This window comes from Corynebacterium glucuronolyticum DSM 44120, from assembly GCF_030440595.1.
Classification (GTDB): Bacteria; Actinomycetota; Actinomycetes; order Mycobacteriales; family Mycobacteriaceae; genus Corynebacterium; species Corynebacterium glucuronolyticum.
Map to the genome: position 1 here is coordinate 2,027,460 of NZ_CP047452.1, position 16,684 is coordinate 2,044,143.

The following is a 16,684-nucleotide window of genomic DNA, read 5'->3' on the forward strand; positions in this document are numbered from 1 at the left end:
ACAAGCAATCATTCGTTCGAAAGGACCTTCATTTGCCAGACCCGCCGCATAGTGACGATCAGCCCACGTCCGACATTCCAACATACGACTTCCCTCCATACCCACTCTCTCCTACAAAGGATCACTGACATGAGCACCACATCATTCGCCACCTACACCATCAACCTTCTCAAGCACGCCGCACTACTCGGGTGGACACCGGAAGCACTCCGCCACCACCTAGCCAAGACCAACACCCTCCCCCTTCTCGATTACTGCATGTTTCTAGCCAAGAGTGAGCTCAGCGATGCGGTTCCAGCAGAGGTGCGCTACCACTGGCACGTCGAATGTCCATATGCAGAAAAACGGGATGCGTCCTCAATAAACCTCCATACACTTTGGGAGCAGCTGCGCAAGCTTCCTCAAATCACGTCCGTCGACCTTCGCCTGGCCGAGGATCCATGCGCTGACGATGACAATCTGCCGGAAGAGCAGCGAAAAGCGCAACGTAAAATCACAGCTCTGTTGCGAAAGGCCGAATCGACTCCCTACGAAGAGGAAGCGGCTACCTACATTCAGAAAGCGGCTGCTTTACAGGCCAAGTACAACGTTGCCGCTGCTACTGTGGATCAGCCCCGACACGTAGGTACCAAGCGAGTGCTCATTTCCGCCCCGTATGTGCGAGAAAAGAGTCTGCTCCTCTGCGCGATCGCCAGAAACTGCGGTGTACGAGTCATCGCACTGACTTCTACCGGTGTCATGTGCACCGTCGGATACGCCGCGGATCTCGTCTACGTCAGTGACATGTTTGCCAGTCTGGAACGACAGTGCCTGTATTTCATGGAGAACTCACCACGCGCACGCGAGGCACGAAGCACAGGCACCACAACCTCATTCCGACGCAGCTTCATTATTGCGTACGCTTCAGAGATCGGAGATATTCTTGCCTCTGCAACACGGGATATAGCCGACGCACACGAGGCCTCCCACTCCGCCTTGGTGGAGACAACCGCCGCTGTGGATAAGACCTTCCGCGACCTATTCCCGGAGACATCCACAACTCATATTCATGCCCGGAACGATGCCGGATACCAGGAGGGAGCCCGGTCAGCGAAGTCTTCTCACTTCGGCGGCGATTCTTCCGGAGTTGGTGGGCGGCGAAGCATCGGTGCCTAAACTGCCCTCGCCCCACGCAGCCCGCCAGAACCTGATAGAAAAGGGGTATGGGCACACAAAATTTCCTCGAGGTCGAAGCTAAGTTCGCTGTCTCTGACACACTGCCGGTTCCGGATTTCACAAAGATCGCGCACGTGGATTCCGTGGACGAGACGAATGTCTTTCACTTGTCCGCAATCTACTACGACACGGAAGACCTCGCGCTCACCCGCGCGAAGGTCACTCTGCGTCGGCGCACCGGCGGAAAAGACTCCGGCTGGCACCTCAAGCTCCCCTCCGATCTCGGACGGGTAGAGGTGCACGCCGACTTCGATCCCGAGCAGGAGGGGCCACTGACCCCACCGGAGGAAGTTCTGCACCCGGTGAAGGTCCTCACCCGCAACCGGGAACTCGTCCCCATCGCCCAAGTGGACAATGTACGGCACGAAACTGTCCTGCGTGCCTTCAACGGAACCGAGATGGCGGAGTTCTGTGACGACCACGTCACCGCTTGGTCTCTTCTTCCCGGAGGCAACCGAACCTCCTGGCGCGAGTGGGAGGTGGAACTCGGCAATGATGTGTCACGCACAGATAAAGGGCAGGAGATCCTCACGTCCGCCACGCGCCTCCTCATAGTCAACGGCGCGTCCGTCTCCCACAGCCCATCTAAACTCGTTATGGCTCTCGGCGATTCCGTAGACAATGTCTCCTCTCCGGCTCCTGTCGCCCAGGTAGAAGAGGATTCTCCGCTCCATGCCGTCGTCACCGCCTTGGCTGAAGGGCGCGACAGAATAATTGAGATGGATCCGCAGGTTCGCCGCGATGAGTGGGATTCCGTCCACCAGATGCGAGTTGCCACCCGGGAGCTTCGCAGCCATATTCAAACCTTTGAGGGAATCATCACTGGTCCCCGCGTCACTGAACTGGAAAAGGAACTCAAGTACCTTGCTGGGCTCCTCGGCGTTGCGCGAGACGCAGAAGTGGTCGAAGCACGCTTCACTGAACTCGTCGACCAAGTACCCATCGAGGTCATTGGCCGGGAAACCCGCGCGCACCTCACCTCATCAATGTCGGAGACCTACCGCAACGCCCACGACGAGATCCTCTCCTACCTCGACTCCGACCGGTACTTCACCTTGCTGCGCTGCCTGGACGAGGTCATCAAGGATCCGCCGACCCCCGAAACGGTGCAAGAAGACGCACCGGTTCAGCCCGAAGAGCACCCAGAATCACCCGAGGACGCTGCCGAAGATCGTCCTCTGGAAGCAGATACGACGGATCCCGTGGACGACACTCCTGAAGCGGTACTCGCCAGCCACCTGTCCAAGGCTTACATCAAGCTTCATCGGCGACACCTCAAGGCTGTGGAGGAGTGGGAGGATGACACCCTCCCTCTGGCCCACCGCGAGGCAAACTTCCACAACATGCGGAAGGCAGCCAAGAAGCTCCGCTACTCAGCGGAGGCTGTGGGCAAAGCTACGGATCTAAAAACGCGGAAACTCTATGACGCCTGCAAGCAGATGCAGACGGTACTCGGCGACTTCCAGGATTCCGTCACCTCCCGTGATGTCATCGCTGAGAAGGCACAGGAGGCGCGTGAACGAGGCCGCGACACCTTCGGTTACGGCGTTCTGTACCACGTGGAGATGGCCAATGGACTTGCTGCACTGAAGGAATATGCAAGCGCCGAGAAGAGCATCCGGAAGGCGTACCGCAAGCTGGAGAAGCAGGTGCGTAAGGCTGCTCGCCAGCGCGAAGCCAGGGAAGCCCACAACCACGAGGAGGAGGCTTCCACCGAAACGGGTTGGTAGTTTTTACTTCTCCCAGGCCGGCGGCTTACCCCAGTTGTCGTCGGTCTCGTCCTGCTGATCCGCTTCCTTCGTCCGCTCCGCAGCGATGGACAGGGCCTGGCGGGCTTCGCCCTCCGTATCGTAGGGTCCCATGCGGTTATCCCAACTGGCCTGCTTCCCCTGCTGCACCTCGCCGGTTTCCACGTTGTAATACCACTTGTCGCTCATGAACTGGTCGTCCTCTCTTTTCGGATTGATTGGTATGCGCCCCAGGTTACCTGGTTTCCCTCGCACACAGCCGAGTTCGTTGGTTGTGGCCGTGTACTCTGGGACGGTAAACGGTTGGCGCGACAAATGTTAAAGGAGCGGTGGCTAGAAATGGAACGGTGGCCGGAGCCTCAGGATAACCTGGCAGACATTGTGTCTAGCGAGCACCGGAAGCAGTGGTCTGCCCCTGACGGCGTGGCGTGTGCCCCCGCAACGAGCGTGTTGATGGGCGAGTTCACGGATTTCACGGGCGGGATGAGCGCGGTCATGGTTCATTCGCTCGAGGCCGCTGTGGCGTTTTCCTACCGCACGGATCGTGAAGTTCACGTTCGGTTCCTCCAGACGGGAAGCGAGGAGAACATTTCCTCAGCCGATGCCGATGAGCTGGAAAAAGCGGCTGGGACCATCCTGGATCCCCCCGTGCACGAGGATGACAGTCCTGCGGAGTGGAATGTTTCCTCCAGTCTGCCCACCGATGAATGGGCTGTCCGACTCGGTGGCGTGGTGATCACGATGATTCACCGCCAGCTTTTGACCAGGGATACGCCGGGGGTGAATGTGACCGTGGTGTGCGATATTCCGCCGCACGCAGGCCTGGGGCGCACAGCCGCGGTCACGTCAGCATTGGCGTTCGCTCTCAATGGCGAGCCGGACGAGCGCGACGATGCGCCCACCCGGGCGAAGCTCGCGTCCGTCGCGCATTGCGCTGCGGAAGTTTTTACGGGGCTGATGCACCCGCGCGCGCGTTTCGTCGGTTGTCTGAGGGGCACGGGTGAGGGGGTGAACCTCGTGGACTTCGGAGACGGCTCACTGACCGTTGCGCCCGCCATACAGGACGCCATGGTCATCACCCCAGCGCTTACGCGCCTGCCGGAGGCCCGCGACAACAGCGATCGGCTTGCCTGGCGACGCACCTTCGTCTCCCAGGCTTTGAAAAACTTCGGTGTAACGACGCTCCAGCAGCTTCCCGACGCCCCGGCGCGCGTAGGTGACTGGCTTCGCACTGTCATCTCGGTGAAGGGTAGTGAGGGCTTGCCGACGGTCGGGGCTGCGGTGGGCTGGCTCACCTACCTCGGTGAGGAAGCCACCCGGGCACACGAGTTCGCTGGGCTGCTCCGCTCCCGTCGAATGGACGACGCATTCGAGGTTTTCGCCCGCTCCGCAGGTCCCTTGCGCGAGTTTGCCCTCGACGAAGCGGCTGCTGCGGCTCCAACCGACATTCCGGCGCGACCGGCGGCAATCGGGCGCTCCACAGCCATGCTTTGTTTGACGGGTTACAACGACCTGCCGGATGTTCCGGGAGCCCACGTTATCGTTCTCCGGCCCGGTACCCGCGCGCACTAGTCAGCGGGCCAGGCGAACGCGATCTCTCGCTCGGCGGGATCGGCTGTAACGAGCGTGACCGGTGTGGAGTCTCCCTCGGCAGGGCTCCCGACGAGGTCGGTGGAGATGATCGGCGGCTGAGAGAGCATGATCTTCGCCGTGTTCTTTTCCTCGTTCGACTTCAGCACGAGCGCGTCGAAAGTTGTCCCCACCCACGGCTGCAAGACAGTCGCCTCTGTCAGCCGGATACATGCGTTATCCACGGTGTTTGCGTGCTGCGAGGTGTGGCGCATCGTGTCGATGACAGCCTCGGCATCCTCGCGCGCCCAGGATTCCGGCGCGCGTCCTTCCGCGCGGGCGAGGCAGTACTCGGTGGCGTACCTATCCACGAGGCGGCGCAGCGGCGCTGTGACGTGGGCGTACATCCCTCCAACGCCCGCGTGGATCACTGCGGGCTTGGTATCGAGGAAGAGATAGTCCGCACCGCGGAGGAGCTTGGCTGCTTCTTTATGTACGGCCATTCCCGTCACGGTGGTTGGGTCGACGGAGGCCAGGAATACGCCGACCTCACTGCGCGGGTCGAAGGTCAACCCAAGGCTTGCTAGCTCAGTGGCGAAAGCCTCGAGAGCCTCTTCCGGCGCAGGATGCAGCGTTCGCAGGTAGCCGTGCCCCCACTCGGCCATCATCGCACCGGCAACCATGCCCGCCATGAGGGAGACCTCCGAATTGTCGTCCATGGCTTGGTTGCGTGGTTCGAGGATGAGCTCGTACTTGCCGTCGTCTAGCCGGTGTACGCGCGTATCGGGAAGGGAAAGGTTCACGGCTTTTCGACGCAGTGAGCTCGCCCGTCGCAGACTCCCCAGCCTGGGCAACAAATCGATCGACGGATGGTGAGCGTTAACGTAATCCAGCTGCGCGCGGGAGCGAACCGTAGCCCGCGAGAGGTCGTATTCTTGCACCTCCCCCGCAGCGTCGACAAGCATCCGCCAGCACACGGCGGGGCGGTCGACTCCGGGCAGCAGGGAGGCGCTGCCCTCCGACAGCTCCGGCGGGTAGAGCCGCGCGGGTTCATCTGGGAGGTAAATGGTTTGTCCGCGGCGAAGCGCCTCGTCGTACAGCCCCATTCCCGGGCGGACGAAGGCCCCCACATCGGCGATCGCGTACCAAACCTCGAGGCAATCGCCTTTCTCGGTGATGTATACCGCCTGATCGAGATCTTTGGACCCCACCGGATCGATCGTCACAAAGTCGATGTCGCGCAGATCCCGGCGGTGAGCGGCGAACTGATCGCGCACCGAGCGGGCCTCCTCGACAAGGTTGGGCGGGAATTCCCGCTCCACCTGGAACTCGCGGGCGACGTCGGAGAAGTCTAATTCAGCGGCATACAGCTTCATACTTTCCCATTGTGCCCCGAAACGCGTGGGCGAGTGAGCCAACCGTAAGCCGGATTCTGTCGTGTGGCGACCATCCATCTCGCTACCGCCATTGCTGACGGCCTTCTACATAGCAGCTACCCGCAGACTCGGACGAGCAGCCCTCAGGCGCCTGCGCAGCCACACCTCTAAAGGATGTGACCTTTTGCCTTGCTCTCGGTGGGGTTTACCAAGCCGTGGCAGTCACCTACCGCGCTGGTGCGCTCTTACCGCACCCTTTCACCCTTACCAACACCGAAACGGTGCTGGCGGTCTCGTTTCTGTGGCACTATCCCTCGGGTCGCCCCGGGTTGCCGTTAACAACCACCGTGCTCTATAGAGTCCAGACTTTCCTCGGCAGCGCGCGCTGGGGAACCAGTCCCCTCGTTCACGCCGACGCGATCGCCATGGTCGACTCACTCGCGAGAAAAAATTGTAGCCCTTCCCCCCATGCCGATGAAATTCCCACCGACCGGACAGATCCTTGACAGTTACAACTATTGGAAACAGATAGACAGTACGGTAAGCTGATGTAGGTCTAAAAACACATCTACGTGCGCTAAGGTACATAGATTCCATCTATATATGCTCGGAAAGTTATGGAAGACAACACTGAAAAATTCCCAACAACGCCTAACGACCCGGTAGATAGCGAAGAATCCTTCTGGGACGACGACGAATTCGCCGCCGAGGAGGGGGAACCCATGTCCCTCAGCGAAAAATACGAGGAAAAGGAAGAAGGTACATTCTTCTCCCGGCACAAATGGGTGATCATCCCGCTCATCATCGCCGTGCTCCTCGCCTCTACCTTTGGCATCGGCAGCGCTGTCCTGACAGCGTTCAGCCCCAAGGAGACGGTGAGCTCCACCGACTTCCGCACGGTTGCGAAGAAGGACGTTATCGACCGCGTCAGCGTCAAGGGAACGATTCAGCCGATCCGCACGGCAACCCTGTCGACCAAGCTCACGACTCCCGTGCAGGATCTGCCCGTCGCCGTCGGCGACCGAGTGAAAGCCAACCAGCTTCTCGCCCGCATGGATACATCCTCTCTCGAGCGTGAGCTGGACAGCCAGCGCCAGCAACAATCTGCCTCCAGCTCGGAGTCGCAGAACGCGATCAAGCAGGCCCAGCAGCAGCTCGCACAGCAGCGCGAAAAGCTCGACCGCGGCCTCAACCAGGAAATCAACTCTGCTAACTCCGCGCTCCGCGATGCCAACCTGCAGCTCGAAGGCGCGAAGCAGGACTTCGCAAACCGCGCCCAGCAGGTGGAAAAAGACAACGACCCGGCGCTCCAGCAACAGAAGGATGCTGCGGAGCAAGCACGTAAGGCTGCCCGCGATGCAGATCTCGCACGTGCACAGGCCGAGTTCGGCTTGGCAACTGTCCAGCGCGTCAATGGTGCAGCAGAACACCAGGCTGACCTCAACCGAGCACGCCTTGACCAGCTCAAAAACCAGGATTTGTCCAGGCTTACTCCGGAGCTGCGCGAGGCAGCCGAGCAGGAGATCGCAAGCCTGCAAAACACCATCGATGGGGAAAACGGCGCACGCGCCGAGCGCGACCAGTCCATCGCCAATGCTGTTACCTCGCTACGCCAGGCAGAAAACCAGGCCAGCGATGCAAAGGATGCACGCACCAAGGCGGAAAACCGCTACGCCGACGCTCTCGCGACCTCCGATCAGGAGCTCGGCCAGCTACAGCGCAAGGTGAACGCCGCTGAGAACGCGGTTTCTGATGCCACCGTCGGTGTCGAAGCCGCCAAGCTCGGCGCCAAGCAGGGCCTCGAAACCTCCGCTTCTGCCCTCGACCAGGCCGTGAATTCCGCAGCAGCTGCGAATGCCTCGAGCGATCTGGCGAATAACAAGCTCATGATCGACATTGATTCCGCCGATGTGAACAGTCCTTTTGACGGCATCGTTACCGCACTTCCGGCGCAGAAGGGCGCACCGGCCACGGGGCCAATTGTCACCGTCGCTGACGATTCTCGCAAGAAAATCGTCGTTCAGGTGAAGGAAGTCGATCTGCCCAAGGTGACCAAGGATTCCAAGGTCCGCTTCACCACCCCGTCCACCGGGGACAAGGAGTTCACCGGCAAGGTAGTCAAGGTTTCCCCTGTCGCCAACGACCCCATGGCAAGCATGCCCTCGGGCGCGAGTGGTGAGGGTAGCGCAGCTGCCGCCGGCGCAGGCTCCACCGATGTCACCTTCCCCGTGGAGATTGAAATCACCGGAGGCGACGAGCTTCGCCTTGGCTCTTCCGCAAAGGCCCAGATTATTCGCTCGGAGACGCACGACACCATCGCTGTCCCGCGCGATGCCGTCTTCACCAATGATGCGGGTAAAACTGCGGTCCTCGTATTGACCGGCAGCGGTAACAAGGGGACGATTGAGGAGCGCGAAGTAACAACCGGCAACAGCAATGACTTCGATACGTCGATTAGCTCGGGCCTCGAGGAGAGCGACCGTGTCATCACCACGGCGGAGAAGTACCGCGACAAGGTGGGTGCGACGGCCAAGGTCGAGATGAGCGCGAAGGGCGCCTAATGAGCTTGCTCATCAAAATGAAAGATATTGTCAAGACCTTCAACATCGGCCAGCCCGGTGAATTGACGGTCTTGCACAAGTGCAATTTTTACGTCAAAGACGGCGAATTCGTCTCCGTTGTGGGCCAATCTGGGTCCGGCAAGTCAACGCTCATGAACATCATTGGGCTTTTGGACTCCCCCACCAGTGGCCAGTACGTCCTCGGTGGTGTCAACGTTCTCAACGCCCAATCCGATGAGCTCGCCCGCTACCGCAGCGAGTCCATCGGATTCGTGTTCCAGAACTTCAACCTCATCGGCCGCATGAACGCGCAGAAAAACGTCGAAATGCCGATGATGTACGCGGGCGTTTCCCCAAAGAAGCGTGCCGCCCGCGCCCGCGAACTCCTCGACCTCGTCGGTATGGGTAACCGCATGTGCCACGAGCCGAATGAGCTGTCCGGTGGCCAGAAGCAACGCGTGGCCATCGCCCGGGCGCTGGCCAATGAGCCGAAGCTCCTGCTTGCCGATGAGCCCACCGGCGCCCTCGACTCGCACACCGGCCGCATGGTCATGGACATGTTCCACAAGCTCAACAAGGAAGAGGGGAAAACCATCGTGTTAATTACCCACAACCCCGAGCTCGCGGAGGAAACCGACCGCATCGTCACCCTCACCGACGGTGTCATCGCGAACCCGCATGGCACAAAGGGCGAGGGGCGTATGCCACAGCCGGAAACGGAGGCCGCACGATGAACCTGCGCGAAGCAATCCGCCTCGCCCTCACCAGCCTCCGTGCCAACAAGATGCGCTCGGCGCTCACCCTCCTCGGCGTTATCATCGGCATCGCCTCCGTGGTGGCGATCATGACGCTCGGGCACTCCTTGACAGCCCAATCGGAGAAAACGTTTTCCGACATCGGCTCCAGCGACCTCAACGTCACGCTGCAGCAAAAGAGTACGGACGAGGATTCCGACGAGGAAAACAAGGACGACGAGGACTCCATGTTCGGCCCCGCCGACCCCTCCAACGAATCCGACCGCATCAGCGACGATTCGATCGAGCAACTACGCGGCCGCCTCGGTGATTCCGTAGACTACATCTCCATCAACGCAGGCCAAATGTGGAACGCCACCGTCACCCAGGGCAGGGAACGCGAGCAAGCCTACGTTCAGGGTGTCAACGCCGATGCCCTCAACATGCAGGACATGAAGATGAACGGCGGCCACCTCCTCAGCGCCGAGGACATCTCCGGTCACCGAAACGTCGCGGTTATCCCCTCGAAGCTTGTCGACGAACTGTTCAATGGCGACCTCAACGCCGCCCTCGGCGGGGAGATCAGCGTCGAATACCAGGGTGAACTGCAGTCCTTCATTATCGTTGGCGTGTACAACTCGGAAAACGGCAGCAGCGGGGCGATCTCCTTCAACGGTCCGCCCTCGGTGTATATCCCCTACCCCGTGGCTAAGAAAATGGACAAGTCCGTGGCCGGCATCACGAACTTCACCGTACGCCCCTCGGACAACGCCGACGTGGAGGGTCTGAAAACCCGGATCACGAACTTCTTCGACGCATCCCAGGACTACAAGGTGAAGGTTTCCGACAACAAAGCCATGCTGGAGTCGGTCAACAAGTTCTTCACCGCCATCTCCGCCATCTTGTCCACCATCGCCGGTATCTCCCTCCTCGTCGGCGGCATCGGCGTGATGAACATCATGCTTGTCTCCGTGACGGAACGCACTCGCGAGATCGGCGTGCGTATGGCTCTCGGTGCCACGCGCAAGGATATCCGCACGCAGTTTGTTATTGAGTCGATGATCGTCTGCGTCATCGGTGGCATTATCGGCCTCATCGTTGGTGGTGGCATCGGCATGATTGGCTCGAAACTCATGGGCCAGTTTGTCCTTCCTCCGCTTGGTGGCGCAATCTTTGCCCTCGGCTTCTCCTTGGCAATTGGCCTGTTCTTCGGCTACTACCCCGCCGGCAAAGCCGCCCGCCTGAACCCCATCGAGGCGCTTCGCTACGAGTAGGGATCTCTACAGCACGGGCTGGGTGTGGATGCCGGCTTGTTTTTGGGCCAGGCGAACAGCCCCGCCGCGGGCGCAGGTGCTCATGTTGAGGCGGGGCCTACCACCAAACGGGGGAACAAAGTAGTCCAAGCCGTTGATCCGCTCAATCCGGCCGTATCTCGGCTTGGTGGGATCATCATCGTTGCGCCCGTTGTGGAACGGGCACAACATGGTGAGATTCTCCAACGTGGTGGGGCCACCGCTTACCCAGGATTCACTGTGGTGCATCTGGCACTTATCCGCCCACATGCACACCCTCCACCGCACACACCGGCGTCTTCGCCTGCTGAATCTTTCGCTCAAGCGGACCCGCAAACCGCGCATCCGCAGTACGGAACCGGAAAAACCCCAACTCTTTACTCCGTCACAGGATCCAACACCAACACCCACCCAAACTCGGCAAGCTTCATCTGCGCCCACTCCAACGCAGTAACCGACGTCCCATCCGACAACGACAACATGTAGTTATACATCTCATGCTCCGTCGCCCCCATGATGGAAGTATCCGCCGGCAACACAACAACCGGCTCCACAGCGGGTAGTTCTCCCGTGCCGCCAACAGCAGCAGTCACAAAGTTGACGGCCGCATCCCCACCCTGGGCACGCGCCCTATCAATCGCCGTGCGCCCCAAATGCTGATCCACCACTAAAGTGAGCCGCATCTTCGTCGACCCCGCAATCGGTTTTTCCGTCAACGAATTCTTCGGATTGGTCGCCTGCATCGAATTAAACAGAACCAGCACAGCCACCGCAGCGGCCCTGCTCGTGCGGCAATGAGCAACGCTTCGCGTCAACTCGACACGAACCTGCCAGGCATGATCCTGGCGAAGCGGTCATCCACCCCGTCCTGTTTCCTAATCTCCCCAGTCGACATCCCCTGATAAACGCCTAGGAGCTCCATCGTATGCGGCAACAAAGCCGCGATCTGAGCTCTGTAGTTCATGCCCCACATACTAGTGGGCTAACAAAAACCAATTTAAACCTCAGTCGAGGGAACCGATTCAGAAAACAGGAAAACACAGCGCAACGCCCCAATCCAGGCCAGAAGCCACCCCCCAGATAAAGGCAATCACCGGGGGCAACCAGGGGGCGTTTTAGGACAGGTGCGCGGTGGAATTGAAGAGCGTCAACAAGCTCGGACCATCAGCGTAGAACTGGACGGTGCTCACGGATGCCAGGTCGAGGTGCATTCGCGAAACGGACTTCCCCGGCGCGCGCAGCGTGAGCCGTACGATGGCCTTAATCGGGTTGACGTGACTGACCACGACGATGGTCTTGCCCGCCCATGTCTTCTGTGCTTTGGTCACGAACCGCTTCGACCGCCGATAGACGGAGTCGAGGGATTCGCCGTCCGGTGGGGCGATGGTCGGGTCGTCCAACCACTCGGCATGGAGTTCGGGGTCGCGCTCGTGGGCCTCGGCAAAGGTCAGCCCCTCCCAGGTGCCGAAGTCAACTTCGCGCAGCGCTTCGTCGGTGTGGACGGCGACTCCTGCCATATCGGCGATGCCCCGAGCCGTCTCCTGTGCCCGTTTCTGGGGCGAGGAGATGACGGCATCAATGTTCGTGCCTTCAAAGAAGGTTGCCACACGCGAGGCTTGTGTGCGTCCCAGTTCGGTCAGCGCCGGGTCGCTCGAACCCGAGTACTGCTTCTTCACACTCATCTCGGTTTGCCCGTGCCGAACGAGGTAAATGGTCAGGGCCTCCGTAGTGGCACCGACCCAGTCCTTGTTCGCTGGTGCGTGTGCAGCCTGCCTATCCTTCGTATCCTCTGCATCCTTCGGATGCGAGGGCGCGACCTTCGGATCCGAAGGGTGGCTGGATGGGGCAGCAGAGCCAACGAAGCCCGGCTTCGCGCCTTGTGCGCCGGCATCCATCGCGATGTTGGCCAACTCGTCGGCGCGCGCGTTCTTCTTGCGGGGAACCCACAGAATCGAGAACTGCTCAAACTGGTTTATCAGCTCGTGGGCAATCTTGGCCTTGGCCTGCATGTCCGGGTGCTTGATTTTCCAGCGCCCGGACATCTGCTCGACGACGAGCTTGGAATCCATGAACACCTGGCAGTGCGTCGCACCGAGCTCCAGGGCAGCCCTGAGGCCGTTGATGAGCGCCTGGTATTCGGCGACGTTATTCGTGGTCTTTCCCACAAAGTGGGACAACGCACGCAGCTCGTTCCCGTGGGAATCCTTCACGACGCTGCCGGAGCCGGCGATGCCGGGATTGCCACGGGAGCCACCGTCGGCAAAAACTGTAACTCCGAGCATTAACGCACCAGGTAGGTGCCGCATTCGGGGCACTGGGGAACAACGTTTGCGGGGGCGGAGCGGATCTCCTGAATGTCGGCTGCAGGAAGAATGAGGTTGCAGCCACCGCAAGCACGACCGGTGAAGGCGGCCGCACCGAACTCCGAGATAACCTTCTGCTTGTCATAGGCAGCGAGGACGTCTTCGGGCAGCTGGGCGCGGATGTCCTCGGCACGCTGTGAATCGTCGGCAGGCGTGTGGGCGGCAGCGGCGGCGCGCTGCGCGGCGGCGAGGCGCTCCTCGAGTTCCTTCACGCGCTGGGCGTGGAGGTCTTGGTTGGCGCGCTGGGCGGCGATGGCATCGTGGTTTTCTTTCAGCTCACCGGTGAGATCGTTGGAACGGCGGGCGGCGGAGGCGAGGTCGTGCTCCAGGTCCTTGCGCGTTTCGCGGTCGGTGGCAGCGCCGAGCTCTTTGCGGTCTGCCTGCTCGCGACGTTGGAGCTTCACCAGGTCCTGCTGGATGCGGCGGATCTCCAGGTCGATGTCGCTGGCGGCGAGGACGGCACGGGAGTGGGCCTCGCGTTCCTCGGCAAGCTGCTCGCCGAGCTTTTCCACCTCGAGGTCTTCGGGGGTGGGGCCGCTCGCACCACCGAGTTCGGCGGCGGCGAGGTCGACGAGAAGATGCTGCTTGTCCTGGTCGAGTGTGAGCACTACTTTTCCTTTCGAATGCCTAGGTTCCACGGGTCTGTCACGAGCGTGATAATTGTAGTATCCACGTCAAGTTCGCTCGTGATCGCCCTTTCCGCCTGGTACACCCAGGGGAATTCGCTGGCCCAGTGCGCCGTGTCAATGACGCACATGTCGCTGGCGGCGAGGTGGTCGTCGACGATGTGGTGTTTCAAGTCGCTGGTCACGAGGACATCCGCGCCGGCTGCTGCGGCGGTGGGCAGGAAGGAGCCGCCCGATCCGCTGGCGACGGCAACGGTGGTGATGGGTTTGTCCGGGTCGCCGGCGGCACGGATACCCCACGCTGTTTCCGGTAGCGCGTCTGCCACCCGCTGGGCGAACTCTGCAAAGGTTACGGTCGTTTCCAGCCTGCCTATGCGCCCGATCCCCGTGCCGGTGGGTTCCGGCGCGGTTTCTACACAGTCGTAGGCGGGCTGTTCGTACGGGTGTGCACGGTAGATCGCCGCCCGGATCTGCTCCCTGTCCTTTCGCTTGCCGACGAACTCAATGCGCACCTCGGCCACCGTTTCTAGCTCACCGTGGGAGCCGATCGCCGGCGACGAATTCTCGCCGGGAAGAAACTGACCTGTCCCCTCGGTGTGGAATGCGCAGTCACTGTAATTCCCCACGTTGCCCGCTCCGGCAGAAAACAAGGCGCGCTTGAAGGCAGCGATGTCGCCGTTATCCGGGAACTGGACGCCCCATTTATCCAGGATGGAGGTCTGTTCATCGAGAGCACGGGTGTCGCCGGTGATCCCCACCAGCCGGGCGAGCTCATCGTTGACACCGGGGCGGGCGGAGTCGGCATTCGTGTGGGCCGAAAAGATGGCGAGGCCACCGCAGATCGCCTCGTGAATGATCCGCCCCTTGGGGGTTGCCGTGGAGACGAAATTGACACCCTTAAGCAGCAGCGGGTGGTGGGTGATGAGCATCTGCGCGTCGGCATCGAGGGCGGCGCGCACAACGTCGAGCGTCGGATCAAGGGCGAAGGCCACCTTTGTTACCTGCTCCTCCGGGTCACCGACGTACAACCCCACCTTGTCCCATGATTCCGCGAGCCTGGGTGGGTAGTGGGCCTCCATGACCCGAACTATATCGCCTACGGTTGGCATCGTTGAACCTCTCTTATCAGTTCTCGCACATCCTCGGCGGGCCGCACGGCCAGCCGCCAATAGCTCAAGTCTAGCCCGGGAAAGGTATCGCACCGCCGAATGGCGATGCCGCGTCTGGCTAGCTCCTGGCGCAGTGGTTCCGCGTCACCGGGCGGCTGGACGAGGAGGTAGGGCGCCTTCGAATCCGAGGCGAGCGTGAACCCGGCTGCGGTGAGGAGGGACTTCATCTCCTCGCGTTCGGCAGAGATATCCCCCGGCTCGTGTTCCAGCACCCACTCGAAGGCGGCTAGCTGTAGCGAGCTTGTCGCCCAGTGGGGGCGGAAGCGCGCCACGTCAACGCCCTCCGGGATGATCATGTAGCCTACGCGGAGTCCCGCGAGGTTCCATGTTTTGGTCAGGCTGCGGGTGACGAAGGCGTTGGGTGGCGCTGTGAATGGGATGTCGGTGATGTCGGCGAACGCTTCGTCGACAAGCAAAAATTCGGCGGGCAGCACCGGCTCGATGACCGTGCCCGTCGGATTGATAGGACAACCGATGACGGCGAGGTGCGTGGGGGCGATCGCGGGGAGCGTGTCGAAGGGTGGCTCCATCATCGCCCGGGTCACCGGGACGCCGGCGAGGCGCAGGGCGTTCTCCGGCTCGGTGAAGCCGGGGTGGATAACGGTGGCGTCGCGCCACCCGAGGTTAGCGATGATGGTGAAGCCCTCTGCTGCCCCAGAAAGGAGGACCACCTGCTCGGGGGCGACGTGGTGGCGGCGAGCAAGCTCAGCCACGACTGCCCTCTCACGGGCGGCGGAGGGGTAGGAGCCGAGGGTGGCAAGCTCGGACGCCAGAGCGTCGACAAGCCCCCTGGGAGGGGTGAGCCCACGGACGTTGACGGCGAAGTTGAGCCGGGATCCCTCTTCTTCGTCGCCGTGAAAAGCCAGGTCGACGCTCGTATACTGCATTTGTACAGTATGGCAAAATGAAGGGCATTATGAAAACGCTTCTCATCGACGTAGACGGAACCCTCATCGATTCTTTCCCCGGCATTAGAGCAAGTTTTCTTTCCGCCCTCGATGACCTGGGAATCAACCACCCGGACGAGGAGTTCGTCTCCTCCATCGTCGGCCCACCCATGGAACAGACCATGATGCGACTCGGGCTCAGCGCGGACCAAGCGGCCGCAGGGCTGCGTCTCTACCTGGGGCACTACGGCGAGGACGGCTGGGACAATTCAGCCCCCTTCGACGGGATGACGGAATTCCTCGCCTGGGCAAAACACGCAGGTTTCCAACTTGTCACCGCAACGAGCAAGGGCGAAGAGTTCGCACGGAAGACCCTCGAACGCTACGCCATGCTCGACTACTTCGACTTCTTCGCCGCCGCCGAAGAAGACGGGCCGCGGCGCACCAAGGAAAAAGTCATCCGCTACGCGCTGGACAACCTCCCCCACCCCGCCACAACCGACGAGATGCTCCTCATCGGAGACCGCATCCACGACATCGACGGCGCGCGGCAATTCGGCATCCCCGCCGTCCTTGTAGAGTGGGGGTATGGCACCCCCTCGGAACACCGCCAGGCACACCACGTGGTGGCCACCCCAGACGAGCTGAAGGAATATGTGCATGACTGGTCCGAAGCCTAATCTCCACGTCACCTTCGTATGCACGGGTAATATCTGCCGCTCCCCGATGGCCGAGGCACTATTCAACGACTTCCTTGCAACGCGTGGCGAGGAGCGCATCCGCGTCACGAGCTGCGGCATCGGTGACTGGCATGTCGGCCAACACGCGGACATGCGCGCGCTCGTGGAACTGAAGAAGGTCGGCATCGACGGCAACTACCTGCGCGCCGAACAGGTGTCCGAGGAACACCTCAGCGCGGATCTCATCGTCGCCCTCGCCGCCAACCATGTCCGCAGCCTCGCCTCCCTCGGCGCGGATCCCGCGAAGATCCGGCTCCTGCGTTCCTTCGACCCACAGGCACCACGTGGCGCCTCCATCGACGACCCGTACTACGGCGGGCGCAGTGGTTTCACCACAACGCGCACCCAAATTGAGAGCTCCCTGCCTGGTCTTTTTGAGTGGTGCATCAATCACTTAGACTAAG

16 protein-coding genes and 1 other RNA gene are annotated in these 16,684 nt (G+C 61.1%); 8 read left to right on the forward strand and 9 right to left on the reverse strand.

Features of this window, described 5'->3' with window-relative positions:
* Nucleotides 1-129: 129 nt before the first annotated feature.
* The gene (locus CGLUCO_RS08975) at nucleotides 130-1,155 is read left to right on the forward strand and encodes a DUF2786 domain-containing protein (protein WP_084036822.1); all 1,026 of its coding nucleotides are present in this window, start codon (nucleotides 130-132) and stop codon (nucleotides 1,153-1,155) included.
* Nucleotides 1,156-1,202: 47 nt separating this feature from the next.
* Nucleotides 1,203-2,945, forward strand: coding sequence for a CYTH and CHAD domain-containing protein (locus tag CGLUCO_RS08980; RefSeq protein ID WP_084036820.1), 1,743 nt, complete (start codon nucleotides 1,203-1,205; stop codon nucleotides 2,943-2,945).
* A gap of 3 nt (nucleotides 2,946-2,948) precedes the next feature.
* On the opposite strand, the gene CGLUCO_RS08985 is transcribed toward CGLUCO_RS08980, so the two are convergent.
* Nucleotides 2,949-3,152 (reverse strand): hypothetical protein, encoded by a 204-nt coding sequence (locus CGLUCO_RS08985; RefSeq protein ID WP_196793918.1) that lies wholly within the window; start codon nucleotides 3,150-3,152, stop codon nucleotides 2,949-2,951.
* A 150-nt stretch (nucleotides 3,153-3,302) separates the two neighbouring features.
* Here CGLUCO_RS08985 and CGLUCO_RS08990 point away from each other — a divergent pair, with 150 nt between their 5' ends.
* Complete coding sequence (locus CGLUCO_RS08990; protein ID WP_232622002.1) at nucleotides 3,303-4,535, forward strand: GHMP family kinase ATP-binding protein; 1,233 nt, start codon at nucleotides 3,303-3,305, stop codon at nucleotides 4,533-4,535.
* Here the strand turns inward: CGLUCO_RS08990 and CGLUCO_RS08995 are convergent.
* Together CGLUCO_RS08995 and rnpB are read right to left on the reverse strand one after the other, a co-directional pair.
* Nucleotides 4,532-5,908 carry a ribonuclease catalytic domain-containing protein gene (locus CGLUCO_RS08995; RefSeq protein WP_084036816.1) on the reverse strand — a complete coding sequence of 459 codons (1,377 nt, stop codon included), beginning with the start codon at nucleotides 5,906-5,908 and terminating at the stop codon, nucleotides 4,532-4,534. The genes CGLUCO_RS08990 and CGLUCO_RS08995 overlap by 4 nt on opposite strands.
* Before the next feature lie 30 nt (nucleotides 5,909-5,938).
* An RNA gene (gene rnpB / locus CGLUCO_RS09000) (RNase P RNA component class A) lies at nucleotides 5,939-6,345 on the reverse strand.
* A gap of 180 nt (nucleotides 6,346-6,525) precedes the next feature.
* Between rnpB and CGLUCO_RS09005 the strand changes: the two genes are divergently transcribed.
* From CGLUCO_RS09005 to CGLUCO_RS09015, 3 genes are read left to right on the forward strand one after another with little or no spacing between them, the layout of a single operon-like run.
* Nucleotides 6,526-8,469: a permuted SH3 domain-containing protein gene (locus tag CGLUCO_RS09005; protein WP_084036814.1), complete on the forward strand. Its 1,944-nt coding sequence runs from the start codon at nucleotides 6,526-6,528 to the stop codon at nucleotides 8,467-8,469.
* Complete coding sequence (locus CGLUCO_RS09010) at nucleotides 8,469-9,203, forward strand: ABC transporter ATP-binding protein (RefSeq protein ID WP_084036812.1); 735 nt, start codon at nucleotides 8,469-8,471, stop codon at nucleotides 9,201-9,203. The genes CGLUCO_RS09005 and CGLUCO_RS09010 overlap by 1 nt, the downstream gene beginning before the upstream one ends.
* Nucleotides 9,200-10,477, forward strand: a complete 1,278-nt coding sequence (locus CGLUCO_RS09015) for an ABC transporter permease (protein WP_084036810.1) — start codon at nucleotides 9,200-9,202, stop codon at nucleotides 10,475-10,477. The genes CGLUCO_RS09010 and CGLUCO_RS09015 overlap by 4 nt, the downstream gene beginning before the upstream one ends.
* 6 nt (nucleotides 10,478-10,483) lie before the next feature.
* Here the strand turns inward: CGLUCO_RS09015 and CGLUCO_RS09020 are convergent, their stop codons facing one another.
* The 6 genes from CGLUCO_RS09020 to CGLUCO_RS09045 all read right to left on the reverse strand — a co-directional run bounded on the left by CGLUCO_RS09020 (nucleotide 10,484) and on the right by CGLUCO_RS09045 (nucleotide 15,540).
* Nucleotides 10,484-10,765: an HNH endonuclease signature motif containing protein gene (locus CGLUCO_RS09020; protein ID WP_232622001.1), complete on the reverse strand. Its 282-nt coding sequence runs from the start codon at nucleotides 10,763-10,765 to the stop codon at nucleotides 10,484-10,486.
* Between the two features lie 107 nt (nucleotides 10,766-10,872).
* On the reverse strand, nucleotides 10,873-11,265 hold the full coding sequence (locus CGLUCO_RS09025) for a hypothetical protein (protein ID WP_232622000.1): 393 nt from the start codon (nucleotides 11,263-11,265) through the stop codon (nucleotides 10,873-10,875).
* Nucleotides 11,266-11,610: 345 nt separating this feature from the next.
* The gene (locus CGLUCO_RS09030) at nucleotides 11,611-12,777 is read right to left on the reverse strand and encodes a bifunctional RNase H/acid phosphatase (protein WP_070739973.1); all 1,167 of its coding nucleotides are present in this window, start codon (nucleotides 12,775-12,777) and stop codon (nucleotides 11,611-11,613) included.
* Nucleotides 12,777-13,466 carry a zinc ribbon domain-containing protein gene (locus tag CGLUCO_RS09035; protein ID WP_005389339.1) on the reverse strand — a complete coding sequence of 230 codons (690 nt, stop codon included), beginning with the start codon at nucleotides 13,464-13,466 and terminating at the stop codon, nucleotides 12,777-12,779. Before CGLUCO_RS09035 ends, CGLUCO_RS09030 begins: the two co-directional genes overlap by 1 nt.
* Complete coding sequence (locus tag CGLUCO_RS09040) at nucleotides 13,466-14,593, reverse strand: Nif3-like dinuclear metal center hexameric protein (protein WP_084036808.1); 1,128 nt, start codon at nucleotides 14,591-14,593, stop codon at nucleotides 13,466-13,468. Before CGLUCO_RS09040 ends, CGLUCO_RS09035 begins: the two co-directional genes overlap by 1 nt.
* Nucleotides 14,581-15,540, reverse strand: coding sequence for an aminotransferase class I/II-fold pyridoxal phosphate-dependent enzyme (locus tag CGLUCO_RS09045; RefSeq protein ID WP_084036806.1), 960 nt, complete (start codon nucleotides 15,538-15,540; stop codon nucleotides 14,581-14,583). The genes CGLUCO_RS09040 and CGLUCO_RS09045 overlap by 13 nt, the downstream gene beginning before the upstream one ends.
* Before the next feature lie 29 nt (nucleotides 15,541-15,569).
* Here CGLUCO_RS09045 and CGLUCO_RS09050 point away from each other — a divergent pair, with 29 nt between their 5' ends.
* Entirely contained in the window at nucleotides 15,570-16,220 is a 651-nt protein-coding gene (locus CGLUCO_RS09050) for an HAD-IA family hydrolase (protein WP_301386946.1), read from the forward strand.
* Nucleotides 16,201-16,683, forward strand: coding sequence for a low molecular weight protein-tyrosine-phosphatase (locus tag CGLUCO_RS09055; protein WP_070739985.1), 483 nt, complete (start codon nucleotides 16,201-16,203; stop codon nucleotides 16,681-16,683). The genes CGLUCO_RS09050 and CGLUCO_RS09055 overlap by 20 nt, the downstream gene beginning before the upstream one ends.
* Nucleotide 16,684: the final 1 nt, after the last annotated feature.

Excerpts from the sequence above, each read along its gene's own strand:
- CGLUCO_RS09015 (WP_084036810.1), top strand. The coding sequence starts at position 9,200 with ATGAACCTGCGCGAAGCAATCCGCCTCGCCCTCACCAGCCTCCGTGCC.
- CGLUCO_RS09050 (WP_301386946.1), top strand. The coding sequence starts at position 15,570 with ATGAAAACGCTTCTCATCGACGTAGACGGAACCCTCATCGATTCTTTC.
- CGLUCO_RS08990 (WP_232622002.1), top strand. The coding sequence starts at position 3,303 with ATGGAACGGTGGCCGGAGCCTCAGGATAACCTGGCAGACATTGTGTCT.
- CGLUCO_RS09040 (WP_084036808.1), bottom strand. The coding sequence starts at position 14,593 with ATGCCAACCGTAGGCGATATAGTTCGGGTCATGGAGGCCCACTACCCA.
- CGLUCO_RS09005 (WP_084036814.1), top strand. The coding sequence starts at position 6,526 with ATGGAAGACAACACTGAAAAATTCCCAACAACGCCTAACGACCCGGTA.
- CGLUCO_RS09055 (WP_070739985.1), top strand. The coding sequence starts at position 16,201 with ATGACTGGTCCGAAGCCTAATCTCCACGTCACCTTCGTATGCACGGGT.
- CGLUCO_RS09030 (WP_070739973.1), bottom strand. The coding sequence starts at position 12,777 with ATGCTCGGAGTTACAGTTTTTGCCGACGGTGGCTCCCGTGGCAATCCC.
- CGLUCO_RS08980 (WP_084036820.1), top strand. The coding sequence starts at position 1,203 with ATGGGCACACAAAATTTCCTCGAGGTCGAAGCTAAGTTCGCTGTCTCT.
- CGLUCO_RS08985 (WP_196793918.1), bottom strand. The coding sequence starts at position 3,152 with ATGAGCGACAAGTGGTATTACAACGTGGAAACCGGCGAGGTGCAGCAG.
- CGLUCO_RS09020 (WP_232622001.1), bottom strand. The coding sequence starts at position 10,765 with ATGTGGGCGGATAAGTGCCAGATGCACCACAGTGAATCCTGGGTAAGC.
- CGLUCO_RS09010 (WP_084036812.1), top strand. The coding sequence starts at position 8,469 with ATGAGCTTGCTCATCAAAATGAAAGATATTGTCAAGACCTTCAACATC.
- CGLUCO_RS09045 (WP_084036806.1), bottom strand. The coding sequence starts at position 15,540 with ATGCAGTATACGAGCGTCGACCTGGCTTTTCACGGCGACGAAGAAGAG.
- CGLUCO_RS08995 (WP_084036816.1), bottom strand. The coding sequence starts at position 5,908 with ATGAAGCTGTATGCCGCTGAATTAGACTTCTCCGACGTCGCCCGCGAG.
- CGLUCO_RS08975 (WP_084036822.1), top strand. The coding sequence starts at position 130 with ATGAGCACCACATCATTCGCCACCTACACCATCAACCTTCTCAAGCAC.